Source organism: Spirochaetota bacterium, assembly GCA_040756435.1.
Taxonomy (GTDB): domain Bacteria; phylum Spirochaetota; class UBA4802; order UBA4802; family UB4802; genus UBA4802.
This window is the reverse complement of record JBFLZD010000015.1, coordinates 44,316-62,713: the sequence shown is the minus strand read 5'-3', so window position 1 is coordinate 62,713 and position 18,398 is coordinate 44,316. Positions and strand designations below refer to the sequence as shown.

The following is an 18,398-nucleotide window of genomic DNA, read 5'->3' as shown; positions in this document are numbered from 1 at the left end:
CAAGAAAAACAAGCGCGGCTGATATCGGCACTTAAGAGCGAGAGTAAGTCAAGACGATATCTTGAAAGGATTATTACCAATATTACTGATCCACTGGTGGTCACTGATCGACAGGGTGTAATTGTCATGGTAAATAGGGCAATGGAATCGTTGACTGGACGTGTGAAATCACATCTTATTGGTAAACATGTGGGAACACTGCTGGTACAAAAGGATAGGGATGGAATGATTGATGGAACATTATCAAAAGGTGAACCAATTGAAGCAGAAGTGCGCTTTATAAGCAAAGAAAACAAGGAGATACCTGCAGTTTTCTCAATGTCACCAATCTCGGATGGAATAGATAAGGACATAAAAGGTTTTGTTGGTGTTGCCAAGGACATTACAATCAGAAAAAGAATAGAGGCTGCCCTTGCCGTGATGGCAAACAATAACAATGTATCATCTGGAGAGAAAAATCGCACTGATGATCGTGTTGGTTTGCTCTGGAAGGAAACGGTTAAAAGGAATGAGGCGGATATAGCCCTTCTTGACTCCTATCGCTTCCTGCAAACCATTATCGATAGTGTAGATGATGAAGTAATAGTTAGGAACATTGAAAACCAGGTAGTGATGTTGAATGTTTCGGCTCGCAAAAGAAAACAGCTTCTTGCCAATAGTAATGCTTCATGCATGAATGTGCTTGATGGGTGTACATATCCATGCGATGAATGCGGCAATGGCGATATAGAGTCTGTTGTACGAAGTATAGGGAAAACAGTTTTTTTTGAGCGGATTTATACCACAGGTGACTTTAAGTATATTTATGAAGTGTCAGCGAGCCCTCTTTATGGGGATGATGGCAAACTGGTAGGAATCGTAGAAGTAGGGCGAGATGTTACCAAACGTAGAGAACTGGAAAGGGATGTGATCCATGTGTATGAATCTGAACGGCAACGAATTGGACAGGACCTGCATGATGACCTTATGCAAAACCTTATAGGTATAGATGTGTTATTGAAAATGGCTGTGCATTCTATGAAAAATAAATATTCTGACTTGGATGAGAACAATGAGGATTCTATTCGTCTGAAAGAGATCTCACACTTTCTTGAAAACACAATTTCAAAATCGCGACGATTGGCCCGTGGGTTGTGTCCTGTTGATCTTGGTGCGGGAAATTTTATTCCGGCGGTACGCCAGATGGTTGAAGAATCAGCAGGTATATATGGCATTGAATGCTCACTTGATATATGCAGTGAAGCTTTCCATTTTGATGATATTACCGCACGACATCTATTCTATATAATCCGGGAGGCTGTTACGAATGCAAGAAAGCACAGTAAAGCAACAAAGATTAATATATCTATGAAAATGAACGACGGGCTTTTAAAGTTGGAGGTTATGGATAACGGTAAAGGTTTTGGCAATGGAATAGGGTCTCAGGATGGTCTTGGCATGCGCATTATGAGATACAGGGCAGATATGATTGGTGCCCAGCTTATTATTAACAGTGGTAATGAAGGAACATCAATTGCTTGCATTGTAGGGGTTAAAGGTGGTAATAATGAAAATAAAATGGAAGGATAGAAGATTATGAACAAAAAGATTTTCATCGTTGATGATCATCCCGTTTTCAGATATGGCCTTTCCCAGCTTATTGGTAGAGAGATAGGCCTTGAGGTATGTGGAGAGGCAGAAAATGCACAGAAAGCACTACAGCTTATACGAAAGCTTAAGCCTGATTTAGTTATTGTGGATATAGGACTTGATGGTCCCAGTGGACTTGAACTTACAAAGGATATAGTGGCATTTGGTATGAATATTCCTGTACTTATTGTATCGATGTATGATGAGTCAATTTATGCTGAGCGCGCGTTGCGTTTGGGCGCTCGGGGGTATGTCATGAAACAGCAGACATACGAGAATGTAATCACCGCCATTCGGAAAATTCTGAATGGAGGGATCTACTTAAGTGAACAGATGTCTGAAAAAATAATAAATAAGGCTATTAGTGGTATAGCAAATAACAGCGAAAACTTGCTATCTATTCTCACTAATAGAGAAATTGAGGTATTACGCTTAATCGGCAGTGGCAAAAGTGTACGAGAAATTTCTCAAGCACTCAATTTGAGCATAAATACCATAAACACCTATCGGGAACGCATTAAAAATAAATTAAACCTGAAAAACAACTTTGAGCTACAAAAATATGCAATTCGTGCTATAGATACGAAACTCATATAACTACCCTCTTGTAGTCTTTTATACCACAACAAAAAAATTGTTACTACCACAAGGCATTTGTATTTCATGCGATTGATTTTATTTTCACAGTATGCAAATGTTATAGAAATGTTTTGGCTCTATTGTTTTACGAGAGACTATTTTAATTAAAGATTTACTATGAAACAAAGTATCAGGGGCTAATGTGAGGAAGTTACTCTGGGATATATCTGGAGCTTTTGGAGACATTGGAATTTTTTTTCCATTAGCTATTCTCCTCATCTCTAAGAATGGGATAAACCCCACAGCTATGTTCCTTGCTGCAGGTATATTTTATGTGGTTTCAGCATTCTATTTCAGGATTACAATGCCAGTGCAGCCGCTTAAAGCGATGTGTGTTATAGCCATCTCGATGGGTCTTGGATTTGAAGTGATTAATGCTGCGGGTATCCTGATGGGCATAATTCTGATAGCAATAGCAGCAACGGGGATTAGTGAAAAACTCGGGAATATTTTTCCACTGTCAGTTATACGGGGTATTCAACTGGGATTGGGGGCCATGCTGGTAAAGACTTCTTTTAATTTCATATTTAATGATATTGCTATTGCATGTGTTGTGGGTTTTTTTCTTTTTGTGGTTTTTACTCAATACAAAAGTATTCCACCTCTCATTCCCATAATGATTCTTGGCGTTGCCATTTCTTTGAGTAAAATATCACTATCATTTACAGGTCATATTGATTTTACTCCCTCCTTGCCAAACATTGATAATTTTGTGACCGGGTTTACAATATTGGTCATTCCGCAAATTGCCCTGACATTTGGCAATTCCATTGTTGCCACCAGGAATACTGGAATATTGCTATATGGAGATAAAGCAACACGTTTAAATCTTATAAGCATTCCTCTGAGCATTGGATTGGCAAATATACTCTCAGGTTTTTTTGGTGGCGCACCAATGTGTCATGGTTCTGGTGGATTGACTGCTCATTATAATTTTGGAGCAAAAGATAGTATGTCAGGGTATATAATAGGTATAACATTCATTTCCATTGCTCTGTTTTTAGGAAATAGCTCCTTTGCATTTATATCTGCATTCCCTGTGGGTATTTTAGGGATTATTCTTTTTTGCGTGGGAATTCAGCATGCATCATATATCAAAGATATTATAGATGATAATAAAGCTTTTTTTAATGCGCTTATAGTTGGAATTTTTGGTTTTGTGCTCAACAATCTGACAATTGGTTTTCTTGCGGGATTGACTTTGCATTACGGTTTGGTAGTGATAAAAAAATTGTGGGATCAACTGGTGCGTGTGACTGATATGTATTAGCTAGTATATACGTATGTAAAAAATGCTGTGTAATGAGTAAAACTATTAAATTTTTTTAAAAGACATTTACGGTAATTCATAAAACCACAAGTGCAGCACATTACAGTATCATATAATATTATGTTTGCACATTAACTATATGAGCTAATGGAAATTGAAGGAGGAATGATATGGCAAAAAAACAATCCACTAAATCGCCAAAGCAAACTGATGAGGTATTGCGATCAGCGGTGGATGATAACGAGTCTTCAGATGAAGCTTATTCTTTAACTCCAATAGACAGAAAACGTGCAATTACCCTTATAGGATCTGCGATTGGTCTTGGAGTGATGTCCACTGTAATATCAAGAATTATACCAAATCCAGCTGTGCCAAAAGGCCCTATAACAACACACAAAATACCCCCGGTTCAGGATGGTGCTGGAGAAGTTGATATCCTTGTCAGGATGCAAAATGAGCTTCGCCGTGCACTTTTTAAACCAATGGAAGAGCGTCGATGGTTAATGGTGATAGATACAAGAAAATGCGTGGGTTGTCATGCGTGTACAGTTGCATGTATTGCTGAGAACAAACTTCCACCGGGGGTTGTGTATAGGCCAGTGATAACTGAACATATTGGTCAATACCCTCACCAGATAACGCGCTTTTTCCCAAGACCCTGCATGCAGTGCAATAATCCCTCATGCGTATCGGTCTGTCCTGTCCGCGCTACGTGGAAACGACCAGATGGCGTGGTCATTATAGATTACGATAGATGTATTGGCTGTCGGTATTGTCTTACTGCATGTCCCTATGGTGCCCGTACCAGCGATTTTGGAAATTATTATACTGAACATACCCCGGAGATTCAACCATACGAGAAACAACCGTCAAATGAATACAACAAATCATGGAGCCGTGAAGGTCATGGTTCACCTGTAGGGAATGCCCGTAAATGTCACTTCTGCTTACACAGGATTGAGCAGGGGCTTTTGCCGCAGTGTGTGAGCACCTGTATAGGCCGTGCAAATTATTTTGGTGATGCAAATGACGCCAGAAGCCTTGTGGCTGAAATGGCAAAATCGAGCAATCAGATGAAGCTACTTGAAGAGAAAGGCACAAAGCCCGAAGTCATCTATTTAGTGTGAGGTGGTATATGATAGCAAAACTTTTATCATGGATACAAGTGTTCAATAACGAGACTATGCTTAAAAAATTAAAGATCTTATGGTTATGCCTATTTGTTCCTGGAGTAATAGGACTTTTAATAAAAGTAATTTCAGGTGAACGGCTTGCGGGATATGGGAGCTATGTTCCCTGGGGAATTTGGATAGCGGTATATTTTCACGCTGTGGGTATTTCGGGTGGAGCTTTTGCAGTTGGTGTAATTGGGTATCTGAAAGGAATTAAAGGATTAAGAGAAAATCTCAATACTACACTTTTGGTCTCTGCTTGTAGCCTTATAACTGGCCTTCTGGCAATATGGCTTGATCTGGGACGTCCGTTTCGTGCGTACCGTGTTGGGATTTCTCCTAATTTTGGATCTATGCTTGCGTTCAATGCCTGGATGTATAGCATCTTTCTTGTACTTGTGGGTATCATGCTTTTTTTGAGTGTGAAAAGACGGCAGGCTAATGTAGTTAATGATAAGACTGGATGGCTTGTCCCCTTGTTATTGCTTGGATTACTGCTCTCTATTGCATATCCCAGCCAGAGTGGTGCTTTTTTTGGTGTTGTTGATGCCAAGCCATTCTGGAGTTCTGCAATACTTCCGGTGCTTTTTCTCACATCAGCAATCACTTCCGGGGCATCTGCTCTGCTTCTGGTTTATTACTACCTTAGAGGGGAATCTGCTGCGATAGATACTCCAGAGCAGGGGCCTTATCCGTATCTTAGAAAAATCATTCTTGCAGGAATTGCTGTCTATTTTATGGGGGAATTTAGCGAGTACAGCCTTGCACTGTGGTCACCAATATCACACCTGAAAGAAACTATCTATCTTATCCTATTTGGAAAATTCTGGTGGGTGTTTTGGCTAATCCATGTAGGTGGAGCTATAATCGGTTTCTATCTCATATTCAATGCCCAATCTGTTACAAAGCTTGCGATAGGGGCATTTATCATTGTTACTACGTTTATCTCAACGCGCTTGAATATACTTATACCCGGGCAATCAATCCCTGAACTGAAAGGCCTTAATGAAGCGTTCACCCATGCCCGTCTTAATTTTAACTACTCGCCAACAATGGTTGAATATCTCATCACCCTCTTTGTGATAGCATTTGGCCTTGCCCTTTTCTATTTTAGCCATAAAATTTTATCAACATATATTGAAAAGGAAAATTAGGAGGAGATGATAGTAATGAAAAATAGGAAATTATCTCGCAGAACCTTTGTAAAAGAAACTACGGGAGCTCTTCTGGGAAGCGCCGGAATAGCAACACTTATGGGTATTATGGGTTGTAAGAATAACCCCAATGCAATTATTGAAAGTTCAAGACCCGATGAACCTTCGATACTGAACAATCCTGAGAATATCATTTATTCGGTGTGTCTTAATTGTAATACCGGATGTGGAATTAAAGCGAAAATACAAAACAATGTTGCTGTAAAAATCGATGGTAATCCCTACAATCCTTTCAATATGGTACCAAATATTTCTATGAATACCTCTGTGGAGGAGGCTGCTCAAATAGATGCGGGACTTTGTCCAAAAGGTCAAGCCGGTGTACAGACTGCCTATGATCCCTACAGGATAGTAAAGGTTTTAAAACGTGATGGTCCAAGAGGATCTAACAGGTGGAAAAGCATACCTTTTGATGTGGCAGTAAAAGAAATTGTTGAAGGGGGAAAGCTCTTTGCACACGTAAGGGGAGAGGAAAATAGGAATGTAGAAGGGCTCAGATCAATTATGGCCTTAAAAGATGGGAAAGTGGCCAAAAATATGGCAGAAGATATTCAGAAATATTGGGATGAAAAGAATCCTCAGCAAAAAAATCAATTGCTTGAAACCTTTAAAAGGAAATATGCAGAATTTATTAATACCCTCATAGATCCTGATCATCCCGATCTAGGGCCTAAGAACAATCAACTGGTAATAGCATGGGGCAGACTCAAAGGTGGTCGTAGTGATTTTATCAAACGTTTTGGTGCTGCTTTTGGTACCACAAACCTTCATGGCCATACGACAGTGTGTCAGGGTTCACTGTATTTTACCTGCAAGGCAATTAGCGAACAGTATATTGATGGGAAATTTAAAGATGGTCAGAAATTCTACTGGCAAACCGATCTGGAACATGCCCGCTATGTACTTTTTGTAGGAGCAAACCTTTTTGAAGCAAATTATGGGCCAACGAATAGAACTGTCCGACTTACGGCAAACTTAGCCAGTGGTAAAACGAAGATAGCTGTGGCAGATCCACGCTTTTCTAAGCTTGCCTCAAAAGCGCACAAATGGCTGCCAGTAAAACCTGGTGAGGATGCTGCACTGGCATTAGCAATTATACGCTGGATTATTGATAATGGCAAATATGATCAGCGTTTTTTACAGTGTGCCACGAAGGGAGCAGCAAAAGCAATAGGCGAAAAATCATGGTCAAACGCCACATGGCTTGTTGAGGTAAAAGATGGTAAGCCGGGCAAGTTCATCAGGGGAAACGGGAATACACTTTGCGCTTTGGTTAATGGCAATCCTGTATTTTTTGATCCTAACAGTGAGAATATTCAAGTTTATGGTGACCTCTTTGTTGATCGTCAGATTTTTCATGACGGGAAAATGATTATGGTCAAATCATCCCTACAGCTACTTAAAGAATCGGCAAGTCAGAATACTTTCCAAAAATGGTGCAAGATAGCAGGTGTACAGCCACAGGATGTTGAAGATGTATGCAGGGAGCTCACAACGTATGGCAAGCAAGCTTCAGTGGATATCCACAGAGGGCCGGCACAGCATACCAATGGCTTTTATAATGTGCTGGCCTGGATGTCGGTCAATATGTTATTAGGGAACTTTGACTGGAAAGGTGGTATGATTGCAGCCAGTACTTACGGATATGATGGAAAGAAGGGTGGTCCTTTTGATCTTACCAAAGTAAAAGGAAAGATTGAAGCGTTTGGTGTAAGTTCCATACGTCACGGTATTGCCTATGAGAAAACATCGCTCTTTGAGGGCTATCCAGCTAAGCGCAATTGGTATCCGCTTTCAAGCGACGTCTATGAAGAGATTATCCCAAGCATAGGTGATGCGTATCCCTACCCTGTGAAGGCACTCATCCTCTATATGGGAACACCTGCATATGCACTGCCAGCAGGACATACCAATATTGAAGTTCTTGCTGATGTAAACAAACTTCCACTATTTATTGCCAATGATATTACTATAGGTACTTCTTCGATGTATGCCGACTATATTTTCCCTGATCTATCGTATCTTGAGCGCTGGGAATTTCAAGGGTCGCATCCAAACATGCCTAACAAAGTGCAACCGGTACGACAGCCATCTATTGCACCTATCCCTGAAACGGTACGTGTGTATGGTGAGAATATGCCTATAAGCCTTGAAGCTATGCTTATGGCTTTTTCCGAATCACTGGGTCTTAAGGCGTTTGGTCCTGATGCATTAGGAGATGGTTTACATATCAAACGCCCGGAAGATTTTTATCTCCGTGCGGTAGCAAACATTGCTGTGGGTGATGGGCCTGGTAAAGATGTTCCTGATGCCAACGAAAGAGAGCTTGCACTGTTTATGCAGGCCAGGCGCCACCTTCCTAAAACTGTTTTTGACGCAGAAAAGTGGAAAGCAATATGTGGACCTTATTGGAAAAAGGTTGTATATATATTAAACCGCGGAGGGCGTTTTGAAGAATATTCTCACGTCTATGAAGGTAACCATGTAAAAAACGCCTATGGAAAACTGTTGAATATGTATCAGGAGAAAACAGCCAGCAATAAATATTCTGGCACCGGACGTTCAATGCCAGGAATTGCTGTATATTTGCCCCAACGCAATTACAAAGGTGATACGCTTGATGATATGAGTAAAGGATATGACTTGCATTTGATTACCAACAGAACAGTGACACAGACGAAGTCGCGTACCACCACTAACTATTGGCTTAAACCTATTATGCCAGAAAATGGCATTATTATAAACAAAATAGATGCAGAAAGACTTGGTCTTGGTGCAGATGATCGTGTTAAAGTAGTAAGTTCAACAAACCCGTCAGGTGAATGGGATTTAAAAAATGGAAGCAAAAAATCAATGATAGGCAGGGTGATTATTACCGAAGATATACGGCCTGGCGTTATCAGTTTTGTTCTTGGTTTTGGGCACTGGGCTACAGGAGCAACCGACATGGTAATTGATGGGGAAACTATAGATGGAGATCCACAAAGGGGTACTGGCATACATGCGAATGCAGCTATGTGGACCGATCCTTCTCTTCGAAACAATACGTGTTTATTAGATCCGGTGGGTGGTAGTGTGTCCTTTTATGATACAAAGGTACGCCTTATCAAAGTATAAAGTGGATTGGCAATTACATACTAATTAGCAAGGGATGATGAAAGCAAGAAAAAGAGATCAGTTTAGAAGTGAAATCTACAGGCATTTAACTCAATGTTTCTATAGACCCTATGCTACTATTTACGAGAGGATTTTAGAATTGAGCGATGCTGTTTGTGAACTATATCCTGAGTTTGTTAAATATCTTCCTGATAATGTGGAAGAAACTGATCTGCTACTCACAGATTATACAATCCTTTTAGATGAGAGCGCATCTGTTAGTGAGCAAAATGGAGTAGAATCGCTAATGGAAGATGTATTTTACGATAATCATGGAGTTATGACAGAGAAGATTATTGGTCTATGCAAAAAAGCTGGGTTTGAAATAATAGGAAACTTTGAGCCCCATCACATTGCATTTCTACTACAATTTGCAGAGTTTCTCTTGCACAAAATATTCCTTGTTAAAGGGAATAGCAATGCCAGGAAAGACGTTAGCTACTACACCACCATTTTTAATGATCTTTTAACAGTACACCTTTACCCAAGGATGGAATATTTTTACAAGCTGACTTTGGAAAAGGCAAAAACAAAGTTTTATAAAAATCTTGGCCGTTTTGCGTATGAGTTCATCTGTGAGGAAGTTAAATTTCAAAAACAGGCAAATGATGGTGAAGATTGATGTTTTATGTATGCAACGCATCTTTTGCAAGAGGCAGGAATACGATAAAATTACATTAGAGGTGATACTATGACTAATATAGTGATTTCTATTGTTGGTAGATCAGGAACAGGGAAGACTACGCTATTAGAAAAGTTAGTTAATGAGCTTGTAAAACGGGGCTGGAGGGTTGGTACTATTAAGCACGATGTGCATGGATTTACCATAGATCATGAAGGGAAGGATAGCTGGCGCCACAAGAAAGCTGGTGCAGCTATCACTGTCATATCATCTCCTTTTAGTGTTGCTGTGATGAAGGACACAGACCATGATGCCGAGATAGACGAACTTGTAACAAAATATTTTGAAGATGTGGATATAGTACTGACTGAAGGATACAAGCGCTCAAAGAAACCAAAAATTGAGGTGTTCAGAAAAGAAGCATACAATGATCTTCTTTGCACCGATGATGACAACCTGATAGCTGTGGCCACGGATACACAACTTGATGTTAACGTACCTCAGTTTAATATAAATGATGCAAGGGAGATTGTTGATTTCATTGAAAAGCAATATCTTGCGAATAGAAATCGAGAACTGATCATGCTTGAGGTTGATGGCAAACCAATTTCTATGAAGCCATTTTTGCAAACCATGTTGATTAATGCCATATCAGGGATGATACGCTCGCTTGATGGTTGTGAGGAGCATAAGAAAATTGTGGTGAGGATAGAGACTGGACAAGATGAGAAGAAAGTTGGTAGAACAAATAATTTAAATAAAGAATTATCTGTTACATAAAAAAGTAATTAACACAAAATATATTTTAGACCTGACTACGATGCGAATCATCTCGTTATTGATAGAATATTTTTAGACAACAAAATTTTGGTTCTTAAATGTGTAAGGGGATAAATGTGGATATATGAAGTCATATATCTTTGGTGAGTTAAATAAAGCTCACAACCACATGACGCAAAAAATGGAATTTTAATAAATAGCTACTATAACAGGTTAAGGGGCAGTGATTTCAACAGAAAGTGGAAAATCTAAAAAAATTAAAATTTATAAAAACTTAACAATTGCCACAAAATTACTTTATAGAGTGCTGCTTATTTACAATCAGATTTTAAACAATTGAAACACTAATAATTTAACAAAAGTTTAAGGAGGTTTTAATGAAGTTTGTAAAATGTATGGCGTTTTTGGCGGTGATAGCAATTGCAACTGCTGGTTTTGCGCAGGAAGCAAAGCCTGAGGAAAAGGTACCGGAAAAACCAAAACTGGAAGTTGGTGGGCTGGCATATTTAGAATGGTCAAAGGAATTGAAACATTCAAGTACAACTCAGACCGAAAACAACAATACCTTTTCAATTAAACGAGTATATTTAGATTTCAAAAAGAAGCTGGATGATATATGGAGTGTGCGGGTAACCACTGATGTTGGCCAGGTTGATGCTAAAAGTGAAACAAAGTATACTGAAGATGGTGGTGCCACATCATCAAAGGTAGAATCAAAAACCAATGGATACACCGTATACTTGAAATATGCCTATGTGGAAGCAAAGCAAAAGTTTGACATTGCTGACGTTAAGTTTCAGTTTGGCATGATTAGCACACCACTTATTGGTTTTGTTGACAAGCAGAGTGATTACCGCTTTCTAGAGCAAAACTATGCAGACCAGGCAAAAACCGTTCTCTATTATCTTAGCGGCACTAGTATAAAGGGACAGTCAATTGACAATTCTGCAGATATGGGAGTTAGTTTAGAAGTTTCCCTGTTCAATAAACTTGTAACGTTCACTGGCGCATATACCAATGGTGAAGGGTATAAATATGCCGATGAGGTAAAGCTTGGTGATGACGGCAAGGCATACTATGGCATGGCAACGATTATGCCAGTTAAAGACCTGTACATTTTTGGCATCTATCGTAACCAGGATACCAACGACACGATTAGTGACAACTACAACAGGTACATGGGTGGTGGTGTGGTTTACTCCGATGAGCTTTTTAAACTAGGTGCTATGTACCTGCTTCCTGAGGTGGGCACTAAAGCTTTGGGGCAAGCTGCTGTTGAAAATAAGTACAAATTGTTTGATAGCTGGCTCAATATCAGGTTAGACACTATCATAAGCATGCCGATTATAGTAGTTGGTCGATATTCGTTTGGCGAAAACAATGATCTTGACAAATCAAAGGTGACAGCATGGGCAGCAGGGTTAGGGTATCATGTGGCTAATGGCCTGAGGGCTGTGGTGTATTACCAGAATGTTAAGTCTGAAGCATTGGATGATCCTGACACCAAGATCTTTGTAAAAACAGAAGTTAAATTTTAACATTACCCATAATTCTACCCCTAAAGAAAGGGAGGCTAACACGCTTCCCTTTTTCTTTTTTATTCAAATCCCAAACGCCACAGCGCAATACCTTTGAGCTTGTAGGAAGTAGCTAACTCACACAACTGGTTTTGCAGTTTTGAATCAGGAACATACGCAATGTAGTGGTTTTTGTTTTGTGTATATTCTATAACAACAGTTCCGGAACTGTGGCGATAGTTACTATAAAGTGACATATATTTGGGCAATGACCTCATGGTGATGACAGAGTAATACATGCCATTTTTCCATATATAACCATAGGCGGGAATACCTAACCATATTTGATGAGCGTTAAAAAATTTTAATGCGTAATCAATATTTTTCCTGGACCATGCAACGCTTGTTACCGGCCCCGGTTTTGTTTTTGGGTTATGGTGGTCGTAGCACATCAAAACGATAGCATCAAGATAAGCGCTAAGAAGTGAATAATCGTGGAATGCAGCATGGGTGGGATTAAATTCAACCTGGGGAAACATTGCCGCCGAAAGACTTATATCAGGAACTATCGCCCTAAAAGTTTTTAAAAATTGTGCAAAGTTGGCAGCATATTTGGGTGGCAGGTATTCAAAATCAAAATGACATCCTGCCCAGCCATTGGTGTGTATAGCATAAGCAAGCTTTTGTATTGTTTTTTCCCAGTGGTGTGGATGAGTTAAGAAAGCTATACCGCTTTTAGCATTTTTAAAGGTTACATGCGGTATAAGTGCTATGCCTCGCTGTTTTGCTTTTTTAAAAAGTGCTTGTTCGTTGGTTAATTCAGGTATAATGCAATCGGTACTGGTTACCGTTATCCCTGTAAAACACAGCACAGTAAGATTGGTGAATCGGTTTTCCCAGTAGTGCTCGTGTTTATCATAGGGGATGGAATTTTTAAGATAGTATCCCCACAGTTGAGGGTATGCAGGTGCTGTCAGGATGAACACAATAAAAATGCAAAAATAAATTAACTTCATGGGTTCCATTGTATAAATTATTTGTATGTGTTTGCAACAATTTTTATTTGTGTACCACACTGGAATAGACTTAAGAATTGGTTGGCACTTTTCAACTTTTTTATTATTGATTATTGCTATTGCATATACAAAAAATTGTTGCAACGATAGTTATCGGTAATGTAGTATTGACATAACAGATAATACTACAATACACACTTTGGGAGGAATCTATGGATTTTGAAACCACTACCTGTATTTCGCTTCCCCATTTAGCTATCCTTGGTGATTATGCACACACGTTAGATGTGCCGCTTACAACACTTATTGTGTACCTGGTTATGTATGCAGCAAAGAAGGAAAAAAAGACGTATGTAGCATTTAAACGCATAGCCTACCGCAAACGTAATGCTGGCAATCCCTGGAAACGGGTACATCTGGTATTGTATCAGTCAGAGTATGAGTTTTTCTTAGATGTGAAGAAGTTATGGAAGATGTCGCTTGCCAATATCATTGCATTTTGTGTGGATAATGTTCTGGAAGAATTTTTTTTGTATTTCAAAAAGCGATTAAAAGAAATAAATACCGATAACTATCCTAATAATTTACCCAGTTATTATGAAAACAGGTCATATACCTTTGATTTTCACCGTGAAAACGGCATCCATTGCCTAAAATTCTACTGGGGACCACCACCAAAAGCATTGCGTACAGCAATTTAATTCCAACAAATCCTTACTTTATAATTTCTTGCCTTTTATAACTGTATCTGGTATGGTACCAGTATGTTTTATGGTTACTATCTGATATAATTAATGTGATATGTTCTATGGGTATAGTTTGGAGTGCTGTTTATAATCACAGTCAGGAAAAAATGCTTAAAAAGTTTACGATTAAGTTTTACTATTAATACCTGTAACATCCAGGTTTAAATGATAATTGTAATACTCTTTTTAATTGAGAAGTTTTACTAAAATTTTGTTAGAAGTATTTTGTGGGAGAAATTATTATGAAAAATATTTTTAAATATGCGTTAGCTTTACTTGTCGTTGTGTATATCGTATATCTGGTTGGCTCAATAATATTGCCAAAACTGTCTGTTATTGGTAAAGAGTCAAAACACAAAGTATATGTTTTACTGGGGTTTCATGCCAATTTTTATCATTCATACAGAATTGATACCAACGATGAAGCAGGTTTTGGCAAAGATATACGTATTGTACGTAAGATTATTGAAGTGCTGGATGAAAAGAATAAAAAAGGCATCCCTGTTAAAGGTGTGTGGGATTTTGAAAACCTTTTTACCTTAGAAGAGATATTACCAAGATATGCTCCCGATATCATACAGAACATCAAACACCGTGTGAAGGAACATGGTGATGAAATCATCCTGATGTCGTATAATAATGGACTTGTTTCTGCAATGACTCGCGATGAATTTGTATATTCATTGCAAAACGCTATTACCAATGTAAAGAAAAGTGGAGTGAAAGATATTTTTGGTGTGTATTCGCCGTATGTTCGTCCGCAGGAGATGATGACATCTGCAGGAAATTTTAATCTATATAAGGAGCTTGGCATACAGGGAGTTGTTCTATATTACAGTGCTATACCGTTTGATGCATTTAGAGTTTTTGTTGATGAATTATCGCTTGAAGAGGCTCACAATCCGCTTATATACAATAATACGATAACCAATGAAAGAATGCTTGTAATACCTGCGTATAATCATGCTGACCTCATTGAAAATGTAAGCATTTATAACTGGGTTCAGATGCTACGCCATGAGCAATTGCGTGGTAATATAAAGAATGATGTGTTGATATGTATCAACAGTGATGCTGATGATTCATACTGGTATGGGTATAAACTACCTTCATATTTAAAATGGGTGCCCAATACAGGTGGGCTTTCACAGCTCATTGATGACATTGCATCCCTTGATTATGTTGAGTTTACTACGTTACATGATTATGTGCAACATCATAAGCCGGTAAAAGAAATTTCATTTGGCCAGGATACTGCTGATGGCAGTTTTAATGGCTATGTATCCTGGGCTGAGAAAAAATATTGCAGCGATTACTGGACTGCAGTTGAAAAAGACAGAATGACGCATGCATTGGTAAAAGCGTTGTATAAATACATCAAGCAACCTATTCCTGAAAACATTAAAGTTGCATTGGGTGAATCGTTTCAAAAACGTATGCGGCTTCTTTCAACAACAAACTTTGGCATGGCAACACCGTTTCTGGCAAAAAACCGTGAACACATTGTTGATGAACTCATTCAACAAATGCAATCAACAACCAATCCTGTTGTACGTGATAGTAAAGCATATGCACAAAAGATTTGCAGCCAGGATAAAAAAGTGCAAAATTTTAATAACTACGAATATGTCAATTCTCTGCTGGTTCTTACACAAAATGCTGATAATTTTGTGTTAACAATTGCTGGTGATTTGCATGAAGGTTACGATTATTTCCTGAAATATAATAGTACACTATTACCGGTGTTTGTTTTTTCACATAATGGAATAAGCCGAATTTTTGTAAAGGAAGGGATTCTTTCTGATGGCGTGTATCATATTGTTCGCAAGCCTCACCGTCAAACTCAGTACACAACAAATGCCACAAAACAGCTTCTGAAAAACAGTACAATTGCTATTACATTTAAGCAGGGGGTTAATTCAGTAGAAGCACATGGCAAAGATGTTCTTGATGAGTACAGCTTACTTCCCTGGATACAGTACAATAACAAAAACTATCGCCCCGAAAAAATTGATGTAACAGTGCTGCGCAACGGAGATGATGGTGTTGCAGCAGTTAAGATTTCAGGAACTGTTGCACTTCCGCAAAACATTACCCCCGGGCAGTTTGAGTATGTCATTGCGCTTGTTGCTGGTATTGATATAATCTTTGTTGATGGCACCATTACCTATCCTGATACACCACGTACAAAAATTTTTAAGCCGGGTATGCCACAGCTTGCGCGCATCTATGATCCAGCCTGGCAGCAGGTTGCACCTTGCCCGCTGTATCCAGCCATGCGTGCTACAAAGAAACAGCCTTTTACTGTATTAAAGCGTAATTACTTGGGTGTGGAATCGCAGTACACAATAGATTACTTTAAACATTCACGTAAAAATTTAGATCTTGCTAATGTCAACAATCACATCACTGCGGAGTATGTGGCCATAACCAATGGTAAGGAATGTATTGCTGTAGCAAAGGATAACGCTACGCTTTCTAATTTTGCTTTTTGTCCATTACAGGTGACGCATAATTTTTTTACAGGTTTTGCAGTAAGTCTCAATCCGTTTGGAACATTTTTTGGCCTACAGTACTATCAGCCCACCTGGGGCAAGGGCAGGGGGTTTAAAGCTGCAATCTTAAATGGGGATCAGTATCAATCAGGTGCATGCACTTACAGTGGAACCACTCAACATTTTGCATTGGCGATAGTTCATAGTCATTATCCATTGCCACAAAAATTACAACAACTGATGATTTCCTACGCAAATCAACCGTTTGTAATGCTCTTGCATGAAAATCAGGAGAAAAAAACTACACCACCATTACAGCCGCCAAAAGGCGTGTTTGCATTATATAAAGATGGTGGTGTGTATGTAAATTTTGAAAAAGCAGATGGGGCTGCTTCCTACATTATTCATTGCGGTGATACAAAAGATTCATTGACTGCAATGTATAAAACAAAAGACACATCACTGTTTGTAAAAGAATATGCAAAGAATAGGTCATTTAAGCAGGGCAATACATATTATGTTGCAGTGCAGGCTGTGAGCGCGCAGGGAAAGCAATCTAAACTTTCGGCGGTGTATGCATTTGCCGCCCAGGAAATCAAGGAAGACATGGATTTGCCCCTAACTTTGCAGTTGAAAATTATGCTTGATACGATCATTACAAAATTGCGCTGGTGAAGTTTACAAAAGTCCCCATGCCATTTTTATGGCAATGGCAAATAGTACAACGCCAATGATAGCTTTAACCTGCTTTTGCTGCAGCTTTTTACTCATAAGCCATGCACCCAGAAGTGCCCCCGTTGCTGATCCTGAGGCAGTAAATGCCAGAAGTGGTACATTAATTGCACCTAATGTTGCATGTCCCATAAAACCTGAAAGGGATGAGAAAATAACTATGAACGATGTAGTTGCTGAAGATTTTTTTGGGTCATATCCTAACCACACCAGTACAGGGACAATAAAATTTCCCCCACCAACTCCAAGCAATCCTCCCAGAAAGCCTGCAGCACTTCCAACTAAAAGACCCGATATGATTTGTGTTGTACGTGAGTGCTCTTTTTGTGAAGCTTTTGGCTGGTAAAATAGCATCATACTTCCCGCAAATACAAGAAATGCAGTAAAAAGCCATAAAAGTACATTGCGATCTAAAAATCTGCTGGTCCATGCACCCAATGGTGATAGTGCTGTTGCTATTATAAGGATTGGTAATGCAACCTGCCACAGTATCAGCTTATCTTTATAAAATCGGTATGATGCAAAGGTCATGGCTATGGCATTAAGAAGTAGTGCGGTTGCCATGGCTACATGAATATCTATCTTGAGTCCAATAAATACAGGAATTAAAATAAAAGCTGCACCAACTCCGGCTATAGTTAGTACAGTGGTAAATAAAAATGTTATTATGCCCGCCAGTAATGGTATTATCATTTTAATAATCCTCCATAACAAATATGTTATGGTAGCACCATCATGGTAGTATTATACCGTAATGCTGGTGCTACCAATTTCGTTTTAAAGCAACACTGTATTATGCATGCAGTGCTTTTTCATAGCAGGGATGACAAACTTTTTTTTCACCCAATGGGCGTCCATAGCCTTCAACTGTCATTTCACCACAGATATCACACACAAAGCCTTCAAATGATTCTTTCTTTGGTGGCACTTCCTGTTTAAAAATTTTCCCAATTGATAAAATCTGTTCATCAGGAGCATTCATAACCATTTCAATAAGTGGTTCCACAACATGTTCAGGAACCTGTGACGCAGGTATTCCTTTTTTTCTGTAATTTTGCATGAAACCGCTGCTCTTATTTTTTAGCATTGCTTCAGCTTTGGGTACCACCCGTATGGATTCTCCAGTTGCACGATTTATAAGTGTTACCCCCCATTTACCATGATGAAGCTTTTTAATGTTGCCTTTACCAAATGTACAACCGGTAATAACCTGAATACCATCAGCAAAACATGTTGCACAGTGATCCTCGCCCAATTCAACCAATGCTATTAGCTGACCATCTTTGGCACGTTCCACTCCTAATGCATTCATTGCAGCTGCACCAACTCGTAAACCCATAGGCATAGCAGGGCACTTATGACCATGAAACTTTTGCCCAAATTCAAGATATTCTTTTGGATTAACCATAT

General features: G+C 39.0%; 14 protein-coding genes. 11 read left to right on the top strand and 3 right to left on the bottom strand.

What is annotated here, in order from left to right; translation table 11 throughout:
- The 9 genes from AB1444_06200 to AB1444_06160 form a co-directional block, all read left to right on the top strand.
- On the top strand, positions 1–1,569 hold a 1,569-nt coding region (locus AB1444_06200), incomplete at its 5' end, for a PAS domain S-box protein (GenBank protein MEW6526245.1).
- A 6-nt stretch (positions 1,570–1,575) separates the two neighbouring features.
- Positions 1,576–2,226: a response regulator transcription factor gene (locus AB1444_06195; protein MEW6526244.1), complete on the top strand. Its 651-nt coding sequence runs from the start codon at positions 1,576–1,578 to the stop codon at positions 2,224–2,226.
- A gap of 184 nt (positions 2,227–2,410) precedes the next feature.
- Complete coding sequence (locus AB1444_06190) at positions 2,411–3,538, top strand: putative sulfate/molybdate transporter (protein ID MEW6526243.1); 1,128 nt, start codon at positions 2,411–2,413, stop codon at positions 3,536–3,538.
- A 170-nt stretch (positions 3,539–3,708) separates the two neighbouring features.
- Positions 3,709–4,665 (top strand): 4Fe-4S dicluster domain-containing protein, encoded by a 957-nt coding sequence (locus AB1444_06185; protein ID MEW6526242.1) that lies wholly within the window; start codon positions 3,709–3,711, stop codon positions 4,663–4,665.
- 8 nt (positions 4,666–4,673) lie between these two features.
- Complete coding sequence (nrfD, locus tag AB1444_06180; protein MEW6526241.1) at positions 4,674–5,864, top strand: NrfD/PsrC family molybdoenzyme membrane anchor subunit; 1,191 nt, start codon at positions 4,674–4,676, stop codon at positions 5,862–5,864.
- Between the two features lie 15 nt (positions 5,865–5,879).
- Positions 5,880–9,041, top strand: coding sequence for a molybdopterin-dependent oxidoreductase (locus tag AB1444_06175; GenBank protein MEW6526240.1), 3,162 nt, complete (start codon positions 5,880–5,882; stop codon positions 9,039–9,041).
- A 37-nt stretch (positions 9,042–9,078) separates the two neighbouring features.
- On the top strand, positions 9,079–9,702 hold the full coding sequence (locus AB1444_06170) for a hypothetical protein (protein MEW6526239.1): 624 nt from the start codon (positions 9,079–9,081) through the stop codon (positions 9,700–9,702).
- 69 nt (positions 9,703–9,771) lie between these two features.
- On the top strand, positions 9,772–10,482 hold the full coding sequence (mobB, locus tag AB1444_06165) for a molybdopterin-guanine dinucleotide biosynthesis protein B (GenBank protein MEW6526238.1): 711 nt from the start codon (positions 9,772–9,774) through the stop codon (positions 10,480–10,482).
- Between the two features lie 377 nt (positions 10,483–10,859).
- The gene (locus AB1444_06160) at positions 10,860–12,020 is read left to right on the top strand and encodes a hypothetical protein (GenBank protein ID MEW6526237.1); all 1,161 of its coding nucleotides are present in this window, start codon (positions 10,860–10,862) and stop codon (positions 12,018–12,020) included.
- A gap of 59 nt (positions 12,021–12,079) precedes the next feature.
- Here the strand turns inward: AB1444_06160 and AB1444_06155 are convergent, their stop codons facing one another.
- The gene (locus AB1444_06155; GenBank protein ID MEW6526236.1) at positions 12,080–13,015 is read right to left on the bottom strand and encodes a glycosyl hydrolase family 18 protein; all 936 of its coding nucleotides are present in this window, start codon (positions 13,013–13,015) and stop codon (positions 12,080–12,082) included.
- 212 nt (positions 13,016–13,227) lie between these two features.
- Between AB1444_06155 and AB1444_06150 the strand changes: the two genes are divergently transcribed.
- Positions 13,228–13,716 carry a hypothetical protein gene (locus AB1444_06150; GenBank protein MEW6526235.1) on the top strand — a complete coding sequence of 163 codons (489 nt, stop codon included), beginning with the start codon at positions 13,228–13,230 and terminating at the stop codon, positions 13,714–13,716.
- 287 nt (positions 13,717–14,003) lie between these two features.
- Complete coding sequence (locus tag AB1444_06145) at positions 14,004–16,931, top strand: hypothetical protein (protein ID MEW6526234.1); 2,928 nt, start codon at positions 14,004–14,006, stop codon at positions 16,929–16,931.
- A 3-nt stretch (positions 16,932–16,934) separates the two neighbouring features.
- Here the strand turns inward: AB1444_06145 and AB1444_06140 are convergent, their stop codons facing one another.
- Positions 16,935–17,681 carry a sulfite exporter TauE/SafE family protein gene (locus AB1444_06140; GenBank protein MEW6526233.1) on the bottom strand — a complete coding sequence of 249 codons (747 nt, stop codon included), beginning with the start codon at positions 17,679–17,681 and terminating at the stop codon, positions 16,935–16,937.
- Between the two features lie 100 nt (positions 17,682–17,781).
- Positions 17,782–18,396: an FmdE family protein gene (locus AB1444_06135; GenBank protein MEW6526232.1), complete on the bottom strand. Its 615-nt coding sequence runs from the start codon at positions 18,394–18,396 to the stop codon at positions 17,782–17,784.
- Positions 18,397–18,398 lie beyond the last annotated feature (2 nt).

Excerpts from the sequence above, each read along its gene's own strand:
- AB1444_06185 (MEW6526242.1), top strand. The coding sequence starts at position 3,709 with ATGGCAAAAAAACAATCCACTAAATCGCCAAAGCAAACTGATGAGGTA.
- AB1444_06135 (MEW6526232.1), bottom strand. The coding sequence starts at position 18,396 with ATGGTTAATCCAAAAGAATATCTTGAATTTGGGCAAAAGTTTCATGGT.
- AB1444_06170 (MEW6526239.1), top strand. The coding sequence starts at position 9,079 with ATGAAAGCAAGAAAAAGAGATCAGTTTAGAAGTGAAATCTACAGGCAT.
- AB1444_06195 (MEW6526244.1), top strand. The coding sequence starts at position 1,576 with ATGAACAAAAAGATTTTCATCGTTGATGATCATCCCGTTTTCAGATAT.
- AB1444_06140 (MEW6526233.1), bottom strand. The coding sequence starts at position 17,681 with ATGATAATACCATTACTGGCGGGCATAATAACATTTTTATTTACCACT.
- AB1444_06155 (MEW6526236.1), bottom strand. The coding sequence starts at position 13,015 with ATGAAGTTAATTTATTTTTGCATTTTTATTGTGTTCATCCTGACAGCA.
- AB1444_06175 (MEW6526240.1), top strand. The coding sequence starts at position 5,880 with ATGAAAAATAGGAAATTATCTCGCAGAACCTTTGTAAAAGAAACTACG.
- AB1444_06160 (MEW6526237.1), top strand. The coding sequence starts at position 10,860 with ATGAAGTTTGTAAAATGTATGGCGTTTTTGGCGGTGATAGCAATTGCA.
- AB1444_06150 (MEW6526235.1), top strand. The coding sequence starts at position 13,228 with ATGGATTTTGAAACCACTACCTGTATTTCGCTTCCCCATTTAGCTATC.
- nrfD (MEW6526241.1), top strand. The coding sequence starts at position 4,674 with ATGATAGCAAAACTTTTATCATGGATACAAGTGTTCAATAACGAGACT.
- mobB (MEW6526238.1), top strand. The coding sequence starts at position 9,772 with ATGACTAATATAGTGATTTCTATTGTTGGTAGATCAGGAACAGGGAAG.
- AB1444_06145 (MEW6526234.1), top strand. The coding sequence starts at position 14,004 with ATGAAAAATATTTTTAAATATGCGTTAGCTTTACTTGTCGTTGTGTAT.